Raw genomic sequence first — 20092 nt, forward strand, 5'->3', positions numbered from 1 at the left:
GAGTAATATATTTATTAATTAATTGAATATTTTAATTTGACCCAGACCTTATAGGTATAAAGCCATGCCTATTCAGTTTTAGACATTTTTTCCTATTTTCTGCATTGTGAGCAGCATAAGTTGAACTTCACAATCTGGAGGTGGAGATGTCTACAAATAAAGTGAATATAAATACGCTGATTGACGAGGCAAAGTTTACGCCCTTTCATTGGGGAGTATTGATCTGGTGTTTGCTGATCATTATTTTTGACGGTTATGACCTGGTGATCTATGGGGTGGCGTTGCCGCTGCTGATGCAAGAATGGTCGCTAAGTGCGGTGCAAGCGGGAATGCTGGCCAGTACTGCCTTATTCGGGATGATGATTGGTGCCATGAGTTTCGGCACTTTGTCCGATAAACTCGGCCGTAAAAAGACCATCATGATCTGTGTGGCTATTTTTAGTGGGTTTACCTTTATCGGTGCCTTTGCCACATCACCAGTCGAATTCGGGATTTTACGTTTCCTGGCTGGTCTTGGAATTGGCGGTGTCATGCCTAACGTCGTGGCATTGATGACCGAATATGCCCCTAAACGCATCCGCAGCACGCTGGTTGCCCTGATGTTTAGTGGTTATGCCATTGGCGGGATGACTTCTGCGCTACTCGGTGCATGGTTGGTACCTCAATTTGGCTGGAAAATCATGTTCCTGCTTGCAGGCATTCCATTGCTAATCTTGCCGATTTTATGGAAATATTTACCAGAATCCCTGATGTACCTGACCAACAAGCAACAGACGGCTCAAGCACATACTATTATTCAGAAAATTTCTCCGACACAGGTCATTACCAGTGACACCCAGTTTGTACTGAATGAAGTGCAAAAAGGGGATGAAGCACCATTAAAAGCACTGTTTCAACAAGGCCGTAGCTTCAGTACCTTTATGTTCTGGCTGGCATTCTTTATGTGCCTGTTAATGGTCTATGCACTGGGTAGCTGGTTGCCAAAACTCATGATTCAGGCAGGTTACTCGCTGGGTGCAAGTATGATCTTCCTGTTCGCGCTGAATATTGGTGGAATGGTGGGTGCCATTGGTGGTGGGTATCTCGCAGATAAATTCCATATCAAAAAAGTGCTGACTATCATGTTCTTATGCGGTGCCATTGCATTGATTCTGCTTGGCTTTAACAGTCCGCAATTCGTGCTGTATACCTTGATTGCTGTGGCAGGTGCTGCAACGATTGGCTCACAAATTCTGCTCTATACCTTCGTGGCGCAGTATTATCCATCGACGGTACGTTCTACCGGTATGGGTTGGGCATCAGGTATTGGACGTATTGGTGCGATTGTTGGGCCGGTACTCACTGGTGCTTTATTAACCATGAATTTACCGCATCAAATGAACTTCTTTGCAATTGCGATTCCTGGCGTAATCGCTGCGCTGGCAATTTTCCTGGTGAACTTAAAAACTTCCGTAGATGGCCAAGCCCTTGCAACACCTGATGTGAAGCCGAATCCATTGGCAAAAGAAGCGACACATTAAGTTAGATTTCAATCAATAAAGATAATATTCCCAATGATATAGATCGCCATCGTAACGGGTGGTGATCTGTTGCTAGAATCGAAACGCATAATAAAAAGCGAGTTTAGGATGAACACGACACAATTATTTAATCAACCAACAATCACATTCAAACGCACAGTTCTGATGAGCATGATGGCAATGAGTTTAGGGGGCATCAGCTTATCGACTCAAGCACAAACCTCAGCTCAGTCGAATCAGCAGGAAATTGAACAACTTCGCCAAGAAGTTCAGGCTCTACGCGCACTGGTTGAGCAACAGCAAAGACAGACGGCCGTGGTCACAGCACATGTTGCCGCAACACCCGCTCCAGCAAGCAAACCTGTCATGAAAATTGCTAGTGGTGCCGAATTTAATCTTTATGGCAATATTCGTGCCGATGCCTCTTATCAGGCTGAAGGTGGTTCAGCAGCACGTATGTATAACCAGATTAATGCTGTACCTTTAGAAGGTGTCGGTGAGCGTAGTGATGAATTTAAATCTACTCTGGCTGCAACCCGCTTAGGCATGGATTTTAAAGCACCAGTCGGTGCTGGAGATAAAGCTTTAAGCGGTAAAGTTGAAGTGGATTTTCTGGGCGGCGCGAGCTTTGATAACTTGCGTATCCGTCATGCTTATATCAGCTATGCCAACTGGTTGATCGGTCAAACCTGGTCGAACTTTGCAGTACCAGATTATATTCCAGAAACTGTAGATGCATTGGTTTATGCTGGCGGTTCAATTAAACGGACACCACAAGTTCGTTATACCAGCACCATCAGTCCTGAAACCAATCTGGTATTTGCAGTAGAAGATCCAAAAGATGCAACCATTACTGGTATTAAACAACGTCTACCTGCTTTAACAGCACGTTTAAATCATAAATTTGCTGATAATCTTACAGTCAGTGCCCGTGCGATGGGGAATGAAAAGCGTGTCAATGAAGATGAAAAAATGGCATGGGGTGTAGGTTTAGGTGCCAAGTATGATATTGTACCGGGTACAACGCTCAAAGCTGACTATTACCATGTTAAAGGCGATAGCAGCTTTGTGTCTTATGCAAATACGGGTGTGATTACCGCTGCAAATGGCGATTTATTACAAAGCGAATTTGATTCAATTTTAGTTGGCCTAACCCAGCAGTTTAATGACAAATTGCGCGGTACCTTGGGTTATGGCTATATGAATTTTAGTAATGATCAAGACTATGTTAATGCACTAATCGCCTCAACTCCTGCGGATGCGACACAATCTAATGCGACCAAGGCTAATAAAGACTTATGGCAAGCTTGGGCTAACGTGTTCTATAGCCCAACCAAGCCTTTAAGTTTCGGTCTGGAATATGTATATGGTGAACGTGAGGCATTAGGTGCAGCCACGAATGGCAGCACTAAAGGTGAAGATAACCGTATTAATGCGGTGGCTATTTACAACTTCTAAGACTTCTTTTGCATAAGATAGTCTGATCTGTAACAGAAGCGTGGATGAATTAATCCGCGCTTTTGCTCTTTTGAAGAATGGTTTCTGCCAGCAGATTGACTGCATCTTCAATCTGGGCTGTCCATTCAAACGAACAATTCAGGCGAATATAATGTTGGCTTGCAGGCTCAGGCTTAAACAGCAGTGCAGGGGCAATTGAAATATGTTGTTGAAGTAATTGTTCATAGAGCTGCTGGGCATCGACTTCTTTAGGCAACTCAATCCAGAGAAAATAACCACTGGAATAATAGTAAATTTCACAGATGCTTCCCAAACGCGCTTTGAGTTCCTGATAAAATTTCTTTTTATATTTTTCCAGATGCTGCCTTAAATGCCGCAAATGTTTTTCATAATGATGATGTGAAATAAACTCGACCAGCGCATTTTGAAGTAAGGGACTGACCGTTAAAGTGCTCATGAGCTGTAAGTGCTGAATGGCATCCGAAAATGGGCCGGCATACACCCAGCCGACGCGGGCGCCCATCCCCAGCGTTTTCGAAAATGAGGCACAGTGCAGCACCATTTGATGCCGATCAAAATATTTAACGGGTAACGGCTTGGCTACACCATAATTTAATTCCTGATAAACATCATCTTCGATTAAATACACCTGATATTCATACAAGAGTTCCGCAATTCTTTGTTTGATTTCAGAACTGACGGTAAAGCCAATCGGATTATGGGCATTCAGCATCAGCCAGCACACCTTGATCGGATACTGTTTTAAAGCCTGTTCAAATGATTCCAGATCAAAGCCAAACTGTGGATGTTCCGGAATCGTAATCACCTGTAATCCCAGACGCTCGGCTGCCTGCCAGGCACCATAAAATATGGTTTGCTGTAGCAGAATAAAATCACCGGGTTGGGTTAAGGCCTGTAAAGACAGATTCAATGCTTCTAGTGCACCGGATGTAATGACAATGTCATCTTGATTGCAGGTAACTCCTTGTAATTGATAACGGTTAGCAATCAGTTGTCGCAAGTTCTGATTGCCGGGCGGCATATGATTCTGGTTGTTATAACTGCTTTTTCTTTTGGCCTGCTGCGCCAGAATCTGCATAAATTTGGCGTTATATAACAGCTCTGCATTGGGAAAGGCAGAACCAAAAGGCACAATCTCTGCTGACTGAGTCGATTTTAAATAATTAAATACCACCGAATTGATTTGAATTTTAGGATTTAAACCAATCTGGGCGGACTGTTTGCTATTGAGCAGAGCTTGAGTGTGTTCTGAAACGTAATAGCCCGATTTGTCTTTGGCATAGACCAGACCTTGTGCTTCAAGTTCCTGGTAAGCATTGAGTACCGTCATCAGGCTATAACCAGATAATTGGGTCTGTTCGCGAAGTGAAGGCAATTTTTCATGTGCCTTCCATACACCGTTTTCAATCATCTGACGGATATTCTGTGCCAGTTTTTCAGACTTATACATACACTTTCTTGAACTAAAACTGTTCTAATTATTTTGATTTATAGCATATTTTAAGATACTTAATATAACAAAAGGAAGGAGTAGGATTGTTGTCATTCTATTTTTAAGCTTGAGTCTTGATGTACGACAATTAAAGTGAAAACCAGGTCTCAGATTTTCTGGGGAAATTTTATCTATACCTAAATTGTATTCCCATTTTTATACGCCTCAGTCACTTGGCTTAATTTGTCACAATTCGATACTTACAAATTTAGATTTCCTTGCTAAATTCAATCCACATGATGATAAAAAGTAAGTTACGGTTTCAGACCGAGCCATCATGCAACTATAAAAACGATACGCAAATACGGACCAATAACAAGCACAAAGGAGTGGAGAATGCTCGGAAATATGATGTTTCAGCCTTTACTGATCAGCAGCATGATTGAACATGCAGGACGCTATCATGCCGATACCGAGGTAATTTCCAAAAATACCGATACCAGTATTACAGTGACCAATTGGGGAGAAATTCATCAAAACTCGAAACGTTTTGCCAATGCATTACAACAACTCGGCTTGGCGCAAGGAGATCGGGTCGCGACTATTGCCTGGAATAATCATCGCCATTTAGAATCCTGGTATGCCATTTCTGGCAGCGGCCTGGTCTGTCATACCATTAACCCGCGCTTATTTCCGGAACAGCTGATTTTTATTATCAATGATGCTGCGGATCGTGTGGTGCTGTTCGATAAAACATTTGTTCCTTTAATTAAAGCCGTGAAAGCGCTGTTGACCTCGGTCGAGCATTTTATCTGTCTGGATGCGGCTGATCCGGCAGTCAGCGAAGCGATTCCAGAAGTTCAGTTTTATGATGAGCTGATGGCTGGGCAAAATGCAGAATTTGAATGGCCAATCATTGATGAAAACTCGGCAAGCTCTCTGTGTTATACATCAGGAACCACGGGAAATCCCAAAGGTGTGCTATTTAGCCATCGATCTACGGTATTACATAGCTATGCCATCATTTTACCTGACTCATTAAATGTCTCGGCTGCCGACATTATGTTGCCTGTGGTGCCGATGTTCCATGTAAATGCGTGGGGCACTCCGTATGCCGCTGCAATGGTCGGATGCACTTTGGTTCTTCCTGGACCGGGTCTGGATGGCACCAGTCTGGTTAACCTGATTGATACTTATCAGGTTTCGGTAGCACTTGGCGTACCGACCATCTGGCAAGGTTTGATTGCAGCCGCAAATCAGTTAGGTTCCAAACTGGAAAGCCTAAAACGGAATGTAGTGGGTGGATCTGCATGTCCACCGGCCATGCTAAGAGCGTTCAAAGAACAGTTTAATTGTGAAACGATCCATGCTTGGGGCATGACGGAAATTAGTCCATTGGGTACAGCGAATCAGCTCAAGACCAAACATTTGCATCTCTCTGATGAAGAAAAATTACAGATTCGGCTGTCCCAAGGCCGTCCGCCATTCGGGGTTGACCTACGTTTGACTGATGCAGAAAAAGGGACGCATGAAATTGAACGTGATGGACAGACCACAGGAAATTTACAGGTCAAAGGGCATTGGGTCATCAGCCATTATTTCGGCAAGGAAGAGTCTGCACTGACTGATGATGGCTGGTTTGATACCGGCGATATTGCTACGCTGGATCAGGATGGCTTTATGAAACTCAGTGATCGTTCTAAAGATCTAATCAAGTCTGGCGGAGAATGGATTTCATCGGTGGAGCTGGAAAATATTGCCATGGGACATCCGGAAATTGCGATGGCTGCCGTGATTGCCGCCCAGCATCCTAAATGGGATGAGCGCCCGGTATTGATTGCCATTAAAAAGCCGGGCAGCCAGCTAAGTGAAACTGATCTGCTGGAATATTATGCGGACAAGGTAGCCAAATGGCAGATTCCAGACCGAGTCGTATTTGTTGATGCGATTCCACTCAGTGGTACGGGTAAAATGCTGAAAAAAGATCTGCGTGAATTATATGGGACTATTCTTTTGGAGCAGGCAGCAGGTTAAAGCGTCATTTAATCTGAAAATCCCTACATGAAGTCAAAAAACTGATCTCGAATAGAGGTCAGTTTTTTTATGTACAGGCTAAGCAGCGTTGTCTGTTTAAAAATGCTTTTTCTCAATCCATATAGTCTTGATCGCTACTTTTAGATGATATTGTCCGACAAAAAGTCATATTATATGGCTTAGGCACATAATTTGACCTGTATTGACATGGTCTGAATGTGAAAATTCTTTATCCTGAGCAATATAATAATTAGACAGTTGTACATTAATGAAGCTGTCTGCGGATAAGGGGATAAAAATGACAAGCATGCCAACCTATCAGCCGCATTGGATCCGGCAAGATTTCATTGATTTTATTGGTGAAAAAATCCATCCAACCTGGGCAATCAAAAAAGTTAAGGCTGCCGTTATGGGCATTCAAGCCATCAGCCCTGACTTTTTCAAGATTCACTTACGTCCAAATCATAATTTTAAAGCCAAGTCATTTCAGGCCGGCCAAAATATTGCAGTGACCATCAGACTTGATGGCGTACGTCATCAGCGACATTATTCTGTGGTGACGGTATTGAAAAATGGTGATCTGATCATTGCGGTTAAACAGCAGGGCAAAGTGTCACGTGCCTTAAGCCTGATGCAAATTGGTGCCGTGATAGAAATTTCACAGCCGCAAGGTGAGTTCACATTGCAAAAATCCACGCAGCCGATTTTATTCCTGGCTTCAGGCAGTGGTATTACCGCCATTTACTCCTTGCTGCAAAAAGCAGTCATTCAATCTCTGGAACAGATCGACCTGATTTATTTCACTCGAGATGATGCCTTTCATGCTGAACTGAAAACATTGGCTCTTATGCATCCAAACTTGAAATATCACCATTTCAATACTGTGGAACACCAGCAGCATCTGACCCAGAGCTTATTGCAAAAGCTGGTGCCAGACTTTGCAGAACGAAAAATTTATGCTTGTGGCTCCGCCGGGATGATGAAGGCCTCACTTCGCATCGTTGATAAACTGGAATTGAAATCCAATTTTCATTCGGAATATTTCCAGGTTGTGGTCGATGAAAAAATTAAAGCACAGCCGGTACAGTTTTTAAGATCGCAGCAAGAGTTTCAGGCGCAGTCCAATTTACTGGAAAGTGCCGAAAAGTCGGGCTTGCGACCAGCGCATGGCTGCCGGATGGGCATCTGCAACACCTGTTCCTGTACCAAGGTCAGTGGTTCGGTACGAAATGTCCTGACCGGTGAAATTGATCATGGTAATAATACCCAGATCAAACTGTGCATTTCTCAGGCAGTGAGTCCTATGGTGATTAACCTATAAACTATTGATAAGCCATTAATTAAACTATAAGAAGGTGCTCCCATGAATATGCAAATTGATTTTAAACGACATAGCAAAAGCCAATTTCTTAGCCCTGAACAGATTGAGGAATTTGGTGCCAAAGTCGATGCAATCCGCCGCGAGGTCATGGATGATCTGGGGGAAAAAGACGCCGAATATATTTATAAAATCCGCAACTTTGTCCGCTATAGCGAAATTGCCTCACGTGGCATGCTGATGTTTGCCGGTTGGTTGCCACCGGTATGGCTGGCGGGGACAGGTCTGCTCGGTCTTTCCAAAATCGTGGAAAATATGGAACTCGGTCACAATGTCATGCATGGCCAGTTCGACTGGATGAACGATCCGAGTCTGAACGGTGCGACCTATGATTGGGATACGATTTCAACCGGCGATGACTGGAAATATACGCACAACTATATTCATCATACCTATACCAATATCGTCGGAATGGATCATGATGTCGGTTATGGTCTGATTCGGGTCAGTGAATCGCAAAAGTGGGAACCACGCTTTCTGTTTAATATTCCACTGGGCATTCAGTTAATGGTATTTTTCGAATGGTATGTTGGCTTGCAACGCCTGCATCTGGAAGATGTGATTGCTTATGAAACAAAGACCTGGAAAGAAGTCTGGGAAGAAGCAGCACCTTTGCGCCAAAAAATGCGCCGTCAGGTGTTAAAAGATTATGTATTTTTCCCGATCATTGCCGGGCCAAATGCCATTCCGGTATTTACCGGAAATGCGGTGGCCAATGTGATTCGCAGTCTATGGGCTTCTGCCGTCATTTTTAACGGTCATTTCACTGAAGATGCTGAAACCTTTGAAATGGATAATACCGACGATGAAACCCGTGCCGAGTGGTATCTGCGCCAGATTCGTGGTTCGAGCAATTTTAGCGGGACGACCTGGCTGCATATTTTGAGTGGTAATTTGAGCCATCAAATTGAGCATCACCTGTTTCCGGATATGCCGGCCAATCGCTATGCGCAGGTTGCGCCAAAAATCAAAGCGCTCTGTGAAGAATATGGCATTCATTATAACGAAGCGAGTTTCATCAAGCAGTTTTCTACCGTTTGGGTAGGTCTCGCTAAATGTTCTCTACCGAATCACTGGACTGAGCAGGTGGTTGAAAAAACCCATGCTGCCAAATCTGTATTCAACTACTTTAAAGCGAAACTATTGTCATAATTTTTAAGCTTTACTTATTTTACCGTTTTGGTACTCCTCAATAGATTTGGATGGTCTATTGAGGAATTTTTTTTTGACCTTTATCAGATTCAATATCATTAAAATCCTCCTGTTTATAAATAAAATATGGATACAGATTTCAAAAAATGACGAAAGCAAAACAGATCCAGTACTGCTGAAACGCTTTGCCTACAACAACCTGCTTCAGCCCTAAGGGCTTCTCTCTATAATGGCCGCGTCGTTACACTTAAGGTCTCAGTTTTGAAACATCTTAAATATTTTTCAGCAATTCCATTATTAGTACTTTTAACTGCTTGTAACACCACTGAAGCACCCGCACCAGATTATCAGGGCAACTGGAAAAACACCGTGGAAAATCCAAAACTTGAAAATATTCTGGTTATTTCAAAAAATGGTGAAAATTATCTGATTACCAATACGATCAAAGATAAGGAAACCGGTAAAACCGAGAAAAAGAATCCAATGCCCGCTGCAGTGAACGAAAATGGCATGCTTCAGTTGAACGCAGGTGCAGGTATGGTCGATTTTGCAATCGATGAGAAAACCGGAAATCTGGTTGGTTCAGGCTCAATCTATAAAAAAGCCAAATAGTCAGCAAGATTTTTAAGCCACAAATAGTATTCAAGATGTCATGAACAAGGATGCTTCATGGCATCTTTTTTAGTGGATGTTGTTATTGAATGAACTTAATAATTCAGCAAAATTTTCGACATAATAATTTGCTTTGGCTTTGATCAAATCTATTTCATGAGCGGAGTGCTGGTCATACATTGCCACTACCTCGATGCCCGCATGATTGGCTGCTTCTACACCGACTAGAGAGTCTTCAATAATTAGACATTCCTCAGGTCGAAGGTTAAAGGCTTGCAAAACATTCAGATAAACTTCGGGATGAGGTTTAATGTTCTGGACATTTTCACGGGTGAGAATCAAGGAAAAGTCCTCATCAAAGCTGATTTTAGAATTAATATTTCGATTGTTATCCTGATAGCGCTGTACATTGAATAAACTGGTGGTGGTGGTCAAAGCCAGTGATATCTGTTGCTGTTTTAAAGCTTGAATCAGAAGGTCTGCCTGAGGTTTCAATTCGACGATATGATCCAGAAAATGTCGGGAAATTGTATAACGACGATTTTTTACTTCTTCTTTAGCTGGTTCAAAACCGTATTGTTCTTTTAAAAATTCACAATATTCCAAATAAGGATCTGACCTATGTTTCAAAGCGGTAAGTTGAAGATCGCGTTGTTGCTGAATCTCATGTAAATCGACTTTTCTGTTGGAGAGCTCATCAATCAGGGCTGCATCTACCTGATTCCAGATGCCTACAGAATCAATCAACGTACCATCTAGATCAAAACAGACCAGCTTTTTATCCTGAAACATATAAGATTTCTCTGTATTTTTACCATTTATTCGGTGGGGCTGAGTATATCGCATACGATTTAAATGTTTAACTGACCTGAGCAAACCGGGCTGGAAATTTTACGCTAAGGGACTTTTTAATGGATTTATTCACCTGTTAAAAGTATTTATTTACGGAAAATTACAGCGAGTTTAATCCTGAAAATAGTTGCGAAGTGTTATATTTTAATCTGACCCTCAATAGACTTATGCGGATGAAAGACCTGTCCGAATGATGAGAAAGTTAAAGGAAATGTATTTCTGTGTTTGAACTTGACTGTAAATTGCTCAGTATTTTTTATTATGTCTATAAATTTAAAAACGTATCTCAGGCAGCCGATCATTTAGATATGAGCCAGCCAGCGGTGAGCAATCTGCTGAATAAAATTCGCCAGCATTATGGTGATCCTTTATTTTTACGTATTGGCAATGAAATGCTGCCGACAGACCTGTCCAAACAGCTCTTTCCCTTGGTCAGTGAAGCACTGAGCAAAGTTGAAGCCATTAATAACTTTACTATCAATTTTGATCAGGTCACTTCACAGCAGCGCTTTACACTGGCAATGACTGATGTATCGCATCTGGTACTGTTGCCAAAAATTTCACAGTATCTGAAGCAGCATGCGTCCCATATCCGTCTGAATGTGCGTCCGATTACGTCAGAAACCAGCTATCAAATGGCCAATGGCGAGATTGATCTAGCTTTGGGCTTCTTGCCAAATCTGGAGAATGGCTTTTATCAGCAGAAACTGTTTGAGCAATATTATGTAGTGATCGCGGCGAAAGATCATCCGCGGCTCACGGGTGACAGCATCACGACCGAAGAGTATTTACGTGAAACGCATATCGATATTGATGCCGGGATGGGGCATTACCATATTGAAAATGAATTGCTGAATCTGGAACTTAAGCGTGACATTCTAATGCGTCTGCCAAGTTATCTGGGAGTCGGACTGGTAGTGCAGGAAACCGATGCGATTGCGACCGTGCCTTATTATTTGAGTGAAGTCCTGTTATCACGTGGCAATCTCAAGATCTTTAATGCGCCAATTGCGTTCCCGACCTATTCCGTAAAGCAGTATTGGCATATGTCCTGTCATCATAAAACCAGCCATCAATGGCTACGTAATATGCTGCATGAAATTTTAAGTAAATAACTCTACAGCTTAAATAGTTTGATTGAGTTCTCATCTCTAGATTTTACAATCCCAGTCTTAGCTGGGATTTTTTATTTTGGTACATCTTGATGCTTTTTGCAGAGTCTTGCACCTGAATTGATCAGTCAAATCCTAATAATAGTATTACGAAACATAAAAACAGTATTACTAAATTGGCACAGCCTTTGCATTAACCCTGTTAGAGAAAAAGTGATCTAGGGTTCCGGCATTTGCATGCGCAGCGACCGAGAGTTCACGGCTCGATTAATCGGGCTACACGGAGGGATAAAAGCCCGGGAGGTAAACCGTACAAGTTAGATGCAGAGGCTGTTATGAGCACAACTACTTATCACGAAGATTCCGCACTGTGGACTGAACTTTTACCGGGTGGCCATCACTGGTCTGCGCGCATTCAACGTGGCGCAGTTTTACAACTCAAATCTTTAGGCGCAAATGCCAATGTTTCAATGTTTTGTGTGAATAGTGAAGACAAGCTTGAAGCCTATAACATGCCAGACAGCTTAAAAGCTCAACACACGGCATTTCTAAGTACAGGTCACATTTTGGCGTCAGATTTGGGTCGTGCGATGATTTCTATTGTTAAAGATGATCATGGTTGGAATGATACGTTTTGTGCGCCAAGTACAGTACAACAAATTGAAGCGCAATTTGGCACCCAAACTTTCCAAGATGCGCGTAACGACATGTACCGCAACGGTAAAGACAGCTTGCTTTTAGAGATGACCAAATTTGGCTTATCGGCGACGGATCTTAGTAGTAGCTTAAACCTATTCTCAAAAGTTGCACCGGATGACAACGGCAACTTGTCTTATGTCGTATCTGATAATACCGATCAAGTGATTGAACTACGCTTTGAAATGGATTGTTTGGTGTTTTTATCGAGTGCGCCACATGCTTTAGACAATTCGACTGAATATGCACCTGCCGATATTCAATTATCTTTATTTAAGGCTTTGCCTTTAGGCGACACCGATGTCTGCCGTGATTCATGCCCGCAAAATCAGCGTGCATTCCAAAATAATAACCGCTACTACGCTTTAACTGCTTAAGGGGAATGATCATGACTGCACTCGTAAACCCAACACAAAATCATGAAAAATCAGTACTGAGCGAAGTTTGTCCTGCCGGTGAAGCATGGATGTGTGAAGTCAAAAAAGGCCAGTATTTCCGTATTGTTGATCTTGAAGGTAATCAAGCGGTGGATACTTTGTTTATTTCCGCACATAACCCTGAAGAGCGTTATAGCGCAACCGATACTTTGGCGATGAACCGTCAAATTTATCTAGAAAAAGGTACGACTTTATATACCAACTTTGGCAATAAAATTGCGAGTATTCATGATGACAACTGCGGTCGCCACGATACTTTAGGCGGTGCATGTTCATGTGAAAGTAACACGGTTCGTTATGCGCATGATAAATATCCAATGCACAGTTGCCGTAACAATTTCATGATTGCATTGTCACAACATCCGATTGCGAAAAAGCATGGTCTGAATGTGCGCCATATCGGTCCAAATATTAATTTTTTTATGAATGTACCTGTAACTTCAGATGGTCACCTGAAATTTGATGATGGTATTTCTGCACCGGGGAAATATGTCGAAATTAAAGCTGAGATGGATTTGATTGTGTTGATCTCAAACTGCCCACAACTGAATAACCCATGTAATGCCTATAACCCAACAAAAATTCAACTGATTGTCCGTGAAGGCGAGGTATAAGACTATGACTTTAAAATATGGGTTTAATAAAGTTCTCATCGCCAACCGTGGTGCAATTGCTTGTCGTGTCATCCGTACCCTTAAAAAATTAGGCATCCAATCGGTTGCGGTGTATTCGGAAGCAGATCGTGATTCCTTGCATGTGACTTTAGCTGATGAAGCGGTCTTTATTGGTGATGCACCTGCAAGCCAAAGCTATCTGAATGTCGATAAAATCTTAGAAGTGGCCAAACATACCGGTGCGCAAGCGATTCATCCGGGCTATGGATTCCTGTCTGAAAATGCCGAATTCTGTAATCTCTGTGAAGCACAAGGCATTGTGTTCTTGGGCCCAAATGCCGAGCAAATGAAAGCATTTGGTCTGAAACATACTGCACGTGAATTGGCGATTCAAGCCAATGTACCGTTATTGCCAGGTAGCCAATTATTGGCTGATGAAGCTGAAGCCCTGCTTAAGGCTGAGCGTATTGGCTATCCTGTGATGCTGAAAAGTACCGCAGGTGGTGGTGGTATTGGTATGCGTTTGGTGTGGAATGCTGAAGAGCTGAAAGATGCTTACACAACCGTGTCGTATTTAGCGCAAGCCAACTTTAAAGATGCAGGTTTATATCTCGAGAAATTCGTACAAAATGCTCGTCATATCGAAGTGCAAATCTTTGGTGATGGCAACGGTTTAGTTCTAGCACTGGGCGAGCGTGATTGTTCGGTGCAACGTCGTAACCAAAAAGTGATTGAGGAAACGCCTGCACCACACATTACAGATGAACAACGTGCTTATATCCAAAACGTTGCGATTCAATTGATGCAATCGGTGAATTACCGCTCGGCAGGTACCGTTGAATTTGTGATGGATACTGACACGCAAGAATTCTACTTTTTGGAAGTGAATACCCGTCTACAAGTGGAACATGGCGTTACTGAACAAGTCTTTGGTGTCGATCTTGTGGAATGGATGGTGACTTTAGGCAGTGGCGATTGGGTTGCACCAACATCAAAACTTGAGTCACAAGGACATTCAATTCAAGTGCGTCTTTATGCCGAAGATCCAATCAAAAACTTCCAACCAAGTGCAGGGCTTTTGACGCATGTTGAGTTTGATGCCAATGCGCGTAATGAAACATGGGTGGAAACAGGTTCAAACGTATCATCTTTCTATGACCCGATGATTGCCAAAATCATTGTGACAGCAGATGATCGTGATTCTGCAATTCAAGCCATGACCGACACACTGGCTAAAACGCAAGTTGCCGGCATTGAAACCAACCTTGAATATCTACAAAACATTATCGACTGCGATGTGTTTAAAGCGGGGACACAAACCACACGCTTCTTAAATACCTTTGAGTGGAAAACTCAAAAGATTGAAGTGCTCCAAGCGGGTATTCAAACCGCTGTGCAAGATGTCACTGGTCGTTTGGGTTACTGGGATGTCGGTGTACCACCATCAGGTGCGATTGATCCGCTGTCTTTAAATGTGGCAAACCAACTGTTAGGCAATGCACCAAATACCGCAGGTTTAGAATGTACCTTGCAAGGGCCAAGCTTAAAATTCCATTGTGATAGTCAAATTGTGCTTGCAGGTGGTGATATGCTATCGACCTTGGATGGCGTAGCCGTTCCAATGTGGCAAACCGTGAATGTCCATAAAGGTCAAATTTTAAAATGTGGCAAGATCGCCACAGGTTGCCGTACCTATATTGGCATTAAAGGCGGTCTAAATGTCCCTGAATACTTAGGCTCACAAGCGACTTTTACCTTAGGTCAGTTTGGTGGTCATGCAGGGCGTAATTTATTGATTGGCGATATGCTTCCAATCACGGCATTTACATCCGATGAAGTGAAAGCATTAAATGAAGATCAAATCCCGACATTCTCAAATACTTGGGAAATTGCGGTGATGTATGGTCCACATGGTGCACCTGATTTCTTTACCAAAAACGACATTGATACTTTCTTTGCCAATGAGTTTGAAATTCACTTTAACTCAAGCCGTACTGGTATCCGTTTGATTGGTCCAAAACCTGAATGGGCACGTCAGGACGGTGGCGAAGCAGGTCTGCATCCATCCAATATTCATGACAATGCCTATGCGATTGGTGCGATCGACTTTACGGGTGATATGCCAATTATCTTAGGGCCAGATGGTCCAAGCCTTGGTGGTTTTGTTTGTCCTGCGGTGGTGATCAACTCTGAACTATGGAAACTCGGTCAGCTCAAAGCAGGCGATAAAGTCAAATTTTTGCCTGTCAGCTACCATCAAGCGAAATTACTCAATGAAAAATATCATGCGCAATTAACTGCTCAAGATACACAAGCGGTGACCTTTGATGAATCGTTCTATCCCGAAATCAGCACCTTAAAATCTGCCATTTTAGATACGTTAAAAGGTCAAAATGGCACTCCTGATGTGGTGTATCGCCCTGCGGGCAATAACTATATGCTCGTTGAATATGGCGAATTGGTTTTAGATTTAAACCTACGTTTCCGTATTCATGCGCTGATGCAATGGGTCAAAGATCAAAATATTCAAGGCATTATTGACCTGACACCGGGTATTCGTTCACTGCAAATTCATTTTGATTCGACTCAGCTCGATCAAATTGATTTATTGCGTATGCTTCAAGTCGCAGAAGAACAACTGCCTGATGTGACCGAGATGCAAGTGCCATCACGCACCGTGTATTTACCGCTTGCGTGGGAAGATTCACAAACCCAACTCGCAACAGAACGCTATATGCAAACTGTGCGACCTGATGCACCGTGGTGTCCTGACAATATCGAGTTTATCCGTCGTATTAATGGCTTAAAAGACAAACAAGCCGTGAAAGATGTGGTCTATAACGCCAGTTATTTGGTCATGGGCTTGGGTGATGTGTATTTGGGTGCACCTGTAGCAACGCCACTTGATCCGCGTCAGCGTTTAGTCACCACCAAATATAACCCTGCACGGACATGGACACCTGAAAACGCTGTGGGGATCGGCGGTGCATATATGTGCGTGTATGGCATGGAAGGTCCAGGCGGTTATCAGTTTGTCGGTCGTACTTCGCAAATGTGGTCACGTTATCGCAAAAACCCTGACTTTGAGCAAGGTATGCCGTGGTTATTACGCTTCTTTGACCAAATTAAGTTTTATGAAGTCTCTGAATCTGAGCTCATGCAGATGCGTGAGGACTTTAAAGCAGGTCGTTTAAAACTACGTATTGAAGACGGTGTACTCAACCTCAAAGAATACAATGACTTCTTAACGGAAAATCAAGAATCTATTTCTGCCTTTAAAGCGGTACAACAAGCCAACTTTGATGCGGAGCGCCGTCGCTGGCATGAAGCAGGTCTTGCGGAATATGTCTCTGAAAGCCTAGATGCCGTGGATGATGGTGAGGGTGTTGAAGTGCCTGAAGGTGGTTGTGCAGTGGAATCGCATATGCCGGGTTCAATTTGGAAAATTGAATGTCAGTCGGGGGATATTGTGGAAGAAGGTGCAACGCTTGCAGTGATTGAAGCGATGAAGATTGAGATTCCGATTATTGCGCCTGAGCGTATGAAGGTTGAAGCGATTACCATTGAAAAAGGGCAAACGGTGAAAACGGGGCAGGTGTTGTTTACGTTGGCGCCAGTGGCTTAAAGAATCCTCCCTAACCCTCCTTTTTCAAAGGAGGGAATTTCCCCTCTTTATTAAAGAGGGGTTAGGGGAGATTTAAGAATTACATTTTTCGATATGCTTAAATATTCGTTCACATAACGCTTTGGCTTTTGGTGTAAGTTCCCAATCAGGTTTTTCATCGAAATCTTTGATGATTTCTCGGCAGAAATCTAGTTTATATTTTATTGTACCTACACCTTTACCATCAGCAAATGCAGTTTTATCAGTTGATGTTCTGGTATTTCGTATTTGATCGTCTAATAGTTTTCCTATTCCATAATCTTTATGATCAAAGTAATCAGATGCAGTGATTGAATCTAACTTTTCTATAGTAAACCCCTGTTTAGTTCTAGTTTGCATCTTTCTAAACTTTTTTTGAGCTACTCTAATGATTGCCTCTTTCGGCAGAGTATTTTCTGTTTCCTTGCACTCTAAAATTAAATAATTATCTTTTTTCAACTCACGCTTTAAAACTTCTACACGATCAGCTTTACCTTGAATATCACCATCAGCAATGAGTAACATTTCACTTGCGACAGCTTTAGCACTTAAACCTTTATCTTCCAATTGATCAGCATATGTATCACTAAAGCACCAATGCACTAAATTACTTCCTGCATACTCTACAAATGTATAGTGATAATTCGGCATAAAACGACGATACTTTTTATAAAGCTCTTCATTCGATTCTTCTAATTCAGCTAAATATTTTTCCATATATTTAGTGATATAGAGCCGATCGGTAATGCCTTCTACCCATATCGTACAGTTCGCCAAATAAACAGAAGAAGGACGTACGCCTAATGAAGCAAGTAGGTCACGATCTCGGTCACAACGCTTAATTTTAAAATCAAATTTACTTGGATTATCTATATTGGGTAGCTTTACAAATTTCTGAATTATCACTTGATCAGACTCATCCGCCATATCGAGTAAGTGATTTGAGTGCGTAGTAAAGAAGTAATAATGGGAAGTTTCGTTTAAGTAGAAATTCATTAACTGGCGAACCATACCTGCATGCATATGAAGTTCAGGTTCTTCTATGAAGAAAGCATGTGTTTCATCTTTTTTGATAAATGCTTCATATGTCAAAACGATCGCTTGTTGTAAACCATCACCTAATTTATGAATGGCAAATTGATCATCCTCACCAAGTTTAATATGTACAACATCATTGTCATGACCGTTATCATCTTTACCAATGTATGGAATTAGAGTAACGGTTTCATTATCAAAAAAGTACTGACTTAACTTTTCTTCATATTGTTTTATTAGCTCGCGCTGTTGTGGTTTACCTAATAGATGAATTTTTAATTCATGATATAGACGTTCACCAGTAACGATATTTTCTTTATTAAATTTATTAGGATCTTTGAAATAGTCTTTCTGGGCACGTTCAATATAAGGATATTTTTTGTCTAAATCGGTTACAGGGCGCATCCCACGTAATATTGGAATATAAAATTTCTTATTATGAAAAATTTTATTTATATTTTCCTCAATTTCTTTAATAAATTTAGCCTTAGCTTGTGGAATATTGTTATTTGAGTATAAATCTTGCAGTTGATTGAACTGTCCCAAATAGTTCAAACAATTTTCAAATATTTGGATAATTGATCCTACATTTTCAGGTACAAGAGATGATTCACTATTAATAAAATGTTTGTAGTTAGGGTTGTTTTTTAATGGTATATTTTGGAGATTTATAATTAGTTGTTTCTTAAAACCTTTTAATTTTCTGAATTGTAATGAATTATATAGATGTTGCCCAGAATACATTCTAAATAACTCACGTAAAAATCTACTTTTCCCAGCATTATTTTTACCAATAAAAAAATTAAGTCTTTTTATTTCCAAGACTTCATCATAATTAGTTTCTGTATCATTGTCGGAACTATAGCCTTCTAGATTTTCAGCCCAGTAATATAGTTTTTCTGTCATAAAAAGCCCCCAAATATGGGAGCTAATTTAGCAGTAATTCATTACTTTTCAAATGAGTTATGAAATAGTGATTGATTCAAGTTTAGTAATCTTAGTTTCAAATATAAAAAGCAGAGGCATACAGTTGCCTGAACATCTTTCAGCCACACTTTGATGCACCCTCGAACCCCAATGGTGCAAAATGGGCTATTTTTTAGGCATACTTAAAAAATAAATCATTCTTGTTTTGCCTCTATTTGCGTATGTAATTAATTTTCCAAGCATTCTGCTTAAATCTATTCTATTTTATATTGTGGCACGCTTAATGCATTTATTTATATACAACATAAATAGAGGAGAGCAATACACTTGATCACTCATAATCACAAACATCGGTTAACCATTCATGTATAAAAAGAATAGCAAGGACATGAGCAATCAAAATGGAATAAACCGGTGAAATACAAAACTTACTTTTGCTTTAGAACAAGCCCCATTTCAATGTTATGGGGCTTTTTTTCGCCCTTTTAAGCAAGTTTATTTACCTCATCCAAATAACTAAAAATTGGCACGCTTTCTGCATTTTCCTAAGTAATACGAAATTCTGGTTTTGTAATATCCCTAGGAGATGCACATGAACAATCCGACATCAAATAAAAAAATGCATCCATGGCTTCACTTTCTGGTTGAGCTGCTCAGCGTACGTGCAGGCTTTCACATTAAACAGTCTTCCCAATATCAACCCAAGGATCAACATCGTGCCTAAACAAAAATTGGCACGGATCAGTATTACCGTGCCAGAAACAACGCTACATGCGATGGATCAAAAAATTGTCGAGCAGCACTATGAAAGCCGTTCGCAGGCCATTGTCGACATGATTAACCGTCACCTGATTGATGATCTGGTGATTCGCGATGAAGTCATGGTTGGCACACTTACTTTGCTCTATGACGTCAGCCTTAAACCGCTACGCAGTCAGCTGGTCGATCTGCAACAGCAGTATCTGGCGCAAGTGATCAACTCACTTCATATCCAGCTGGATGATGAAAAAATCCTGCAAGTCATGCTGATGCAGGGCGCGAGCAGTGATCTGAAAGAAATAAGCGAACAATTTATTGCACTGAAAGGCGTGATTAAAGGCCATCTCGAACTGATGGATGCCGTCATGCCACCTATTCCACAAAATACCGAACACACTTAAGGAGAACAG

General features: G+C 41.6%; 15 protein-coding genes and 1 riboswitch. Of the genes, 12 read left to right on the top strand and 3 right to left on the bottom strand.

Translation table 11 applies throughout. From position 1 onward, the window contains the following. Positions 1–146: 146 nt before the first annotated feature. Positions 147–1520, top strand: a complete 1374-nt coding sequence (locus tag ACTL4S_RS13600) for an MFS transporter (protein WP_441299527.1) — start codon at positions 147–149, stop codon at positions 1518–1520. A gap of 108 nt (positions 1521–1628) precedes the next feature. Further along, entirely contained in the window at positions 1629–2978 is a 1350-nt protein-coding gene (locus ACTL4S_RS13605) for a DcaP family trimeric outer membrane transporter (protein WP_441299528.1), read from the top strand. 49 nt (positions 2979–3027) lie between these two features. Here the strand turns inward: ACTL4S_RS13605 and ACTL4S_RS13610 are convergent, their stop codons facing one another. Beyond that, the gene (locus ACTL4S_RS13610) at positions 3028–4449 is read right to left on the bottom strand and encodes an aminotransferase-like domain-containing protein (protein WP_441299529.1); all 1422 of its coding nucleotides are present in this window, start codon (positions 4447–4449) and stop codon (positions 3028–3030) included. 378 nt (positions 4450–4827) lie between these two features. Here ACTL4S_RS13610 and ACTL4S_RS13615 point away from each other — a divergent pair, with 378 nt between their 5' ends. The 4 genes from ACTL4S_RS13615 (at position 4828) to ACTL4S_RS13630 (ending at position 9607) form a co-directional block, all read left to right on the top strand. After that, the gene (locus tag ACTL4S_RS13615) at positions 4828–6465 is read left to right on the top strand and encodes a long-chain-fatty-acid--CoA ligase (RefSeq protein ID WP_441299530.1); all 1638 of its coding nucleotides are present in this window, start codon (positions 4828–4830) and stop codon (positions 6463–6465) included. 298 nt (positions 6466–6763) lie between these two features. Continuing rightward, a complete protein-coding gene (locus ACTL4S_RS13620; RefSeq protein WP_441299531.1) occupies positions 6764–7786 on the top strand; it encodes a flavin reductase family protein in 1023 nt (340 codons plus the stop codon). A 42-nt stretch (positions 7787–7828) separates the two neighbouring features. Then, positions 7829–8995: a fatty acid desaturase family protein gene (locus ACTL4S_RS13625; protein ID WP_441299532.1), complete on the top strand. Its 1167-nt coding sequence runs from the start codon at positions 7829–7831 to the stop codon at positions 8993–8995. Positions 8996–9256: 261 nt separating this feature from the next. After that, positions 9257–9607, top strand: coding sequence for a hypothetical protein (locus ACTL4S_RS13630; protein ID WP_004280391.1), 351 nt, complete (start codon positions 9257–9259; stop codon positions 9605–9607). Between the two features lie 69 nt (positions 9608–9676). On the opposite strand, the gene ACTL4S_RS13635 is transcribed toward ACTL4S_RS13630, so the two are convergent. Further along, the gene (locus ACTL4S_RS13635) at positions 9677–10399 is read right to left on the bottom strand and encodes an HAD family hydrolase (RefSeq protein ID WP_441299533.1); all 723 of its coding nucleotides are present in this window, start codon (positions 10397–10399) and stop codon (positions 9677–9679) included. A gap of 281 nt (positions 10400–10680) precedes the next feature. Between ACTL4S_RS13635 and ACTL4S_RS13640 the strand changes: the two genes are divergently transcribed. The 4 genes from ACTL4S_RS13640 to uca all read left to right on the top strand — a co-directional run bounded on the left by ACTL4S_RS13640 (position 10681) and on the right by uca (position 16943). Beyond that, positions 10681–11574, top strand: a complete 894-nt coding sequence (locus tag ACTL4S_RS13640) for a LysR family transcriptional regulator (RefSeq protein WP_004280389.1) — start codon at positions 10681–10683, stop codon at positions 11572–11574. 204 nt (positions 11575–11778) lie between these two features. Next, a riboswitch (guanidine-I (ykkC/yxkD leader) is annotated at positions 11779–11876 on the top strand. Positions 11877–11906: 30 nt separating this feature from the next. Continuing rightward, positions 11907–12644 (top strand): urea amidolyase associated protein UAAP1, encoded by a 738-nt coding sequence (locus tag ACTL4S_RS13645; protein ID WP_441299534.1) that lies wholly within the window; start codon positions 11907–11909, stop codon positions 12642–12644. 11 nt (positions 12645–12655) lie between these two features. Next, positions 12656–13318 (top strand): urea amidolyase associated protein UAAP2, encoded by a 663-nt coding sequence (locus ACTL4S_RS13650; RefSeq protein ID WP_312327860.1) that lies wholly within the window; start codon positions 12656–12658, stop codon positions 13316–13318. A gap of 4 nt (positions 13319–13322) precedes the next feature. Next, positions 13323–16943: an urea carboxylase gene (gene uca / locus ACTL4S_RS13655; protein WP_441299535.1), complete on the top strand. Its 3621-nt coding sequence runs from the start codon at positions 13323–13325 to the stop codon at positions 16941–16943. Between the two features lie 72 nt (positions 16944–17015). Here uca and ACTL4S_RS13660 read toward each other — a convergent pair whose 3' ends face one another. Next, positions 17016–18902: an AAA family ATPase gene (locus ACTL4S_RS13660; RefSeq protein WP_441299536.1), complete on the bottom strand. Its 1887-nt coding sequence runs from the start codon at positions 18900–18902 to the stop codon at positions 17016–17018. Positions 18903–19515: 613 nt separating this feature from the next. On the opposite strand from ACTL4S_RS13660, the gene ACTL4S_RS13665 reads away from it, so the two are divergent. Together ACTL4S_RS13665 and ACTL4S_RS13670 are read left to right on the top strand one after the other, a co-directional pair. Further along, positions 19516–19647 (top strand): hypothetical protein, encoded by a 132-nt coding sequence (locus tag ACTL4S_RS13665; protein ID WP_004647016.1) that lies wholly within the window; start codon positions 19516–19518, stop codon positions 19645–19647. Continuing rightward, entirely contained in the window at positions 19640–20083 is a 444-nt protein-coding gene (locus ACTL4S_RS13670) for a CopG family ribbon-helix-helix protein (RefSeq protein ID WP_004280384.1), read from the top strand. Before ACTL4S_RS13665 ends, ACTL4S_RS13670 begins: the two co-directional genes overlap by 8 nt. Positions 20084–20092 lie beyond the last annotated feature (9 nt).

This window comes from Acinetobacter lwoffii (assembly GCF_052078135.1).
Classification (GTDB): domain Bacteria; phylum Pseudomonadota; class Gammaproteobacteria; order Pseudomonadales; family Moraxellaceae; genus Acinetobacter; species Acinetobacter lwoffii_Z.

Excerpts from the sequence above, each read along its gene's own strand:
- ACTL4S_RS13600 (WP_441299527.1), top strand. The coding sequence starts at position 147 with ATGTCTACAAATAAAGTGAATATAAATACGCTGATTGACGAGGCAAAG.
- ACTL4S_RS13605 (WP_441299528.1), top strand. The coding sequence starts at position 1,629 with ATGAACACGACACAATTATTTAATCAACCAACAATCACATTCAAACGC.
- ACTL4S_RS13610 (WP_441299529.1), bottom strand. The coding sequence starts at position 4,449 with ATGTATAAGTCTGAAAAACTGGCACAGAATATCCGTCAGATGATTGAA.
- ACTL4S_RS13615 (WP_441299530.1), top strand. The coding sequence starts at position 4,828 with ATGCTCGGAAATATGATGTTTCAGCCTTTACTGATCAGCAGCATGATT.
- ACTL4S_RS13620 (WP_441299531.1), top strand. The coding sequence starts at position 6,764 with ATGACAAGCATGCCAACCTATCAGCCGCATTGGATCCGGCAAGATTTC.
- ACTL4S_RS13625 (WP_441299532.1), top strand. The coding sequence starts at position 7,829 with ATGAATATGCAAATTGATTTTAAACGACATAGCAAAAGCCAATTTCTT.
- ACTL4S_RS13635 (WP_441299533.1), bottom strand. The coding sequence starts at position 10,399 with ATGTTTCAGGATAAAAAGCTGGTCTGTTTTGATCTAGATGGTACGTTG.
- ACTL4S_RS13645 (WP_441299534.1), top strand. The coding sequence starts at position 11,907 with ATGAGCACAACTACTTATCACGAAGATTCCGCACTGTGGACTGAACTT.
- ACTL4S_RS13650 (WP_312327860.1), top strand. The coding sequence starts at position 12,656 with ATGACTGCACTCGTAAACCCAACACAAAATCATGAAAAATCAGTACTG.
- uca (WP_441299535.1), top strand. The coding sequence starts at position 13,323 with ATGACTTTAAAATATGGGTTTAATAAAGTTCTCATCGCCAACCGTGGT.
- ACTL4S_RS13660 (WP_441299536.1), bottom strand. The coding sequence starts at position 18,902 with ATGACAGAAAAACTATATTACTGGGCTGAAAATCTAGAAGGCTATAGT.
- ACTL4S_RS13665 (WP_004647016.1), top strand. The coding sequence starts at position 19,516 with ATGAACAATCCGACATCAAATAAAAAAATGCATCCATGGCTTCACTTT.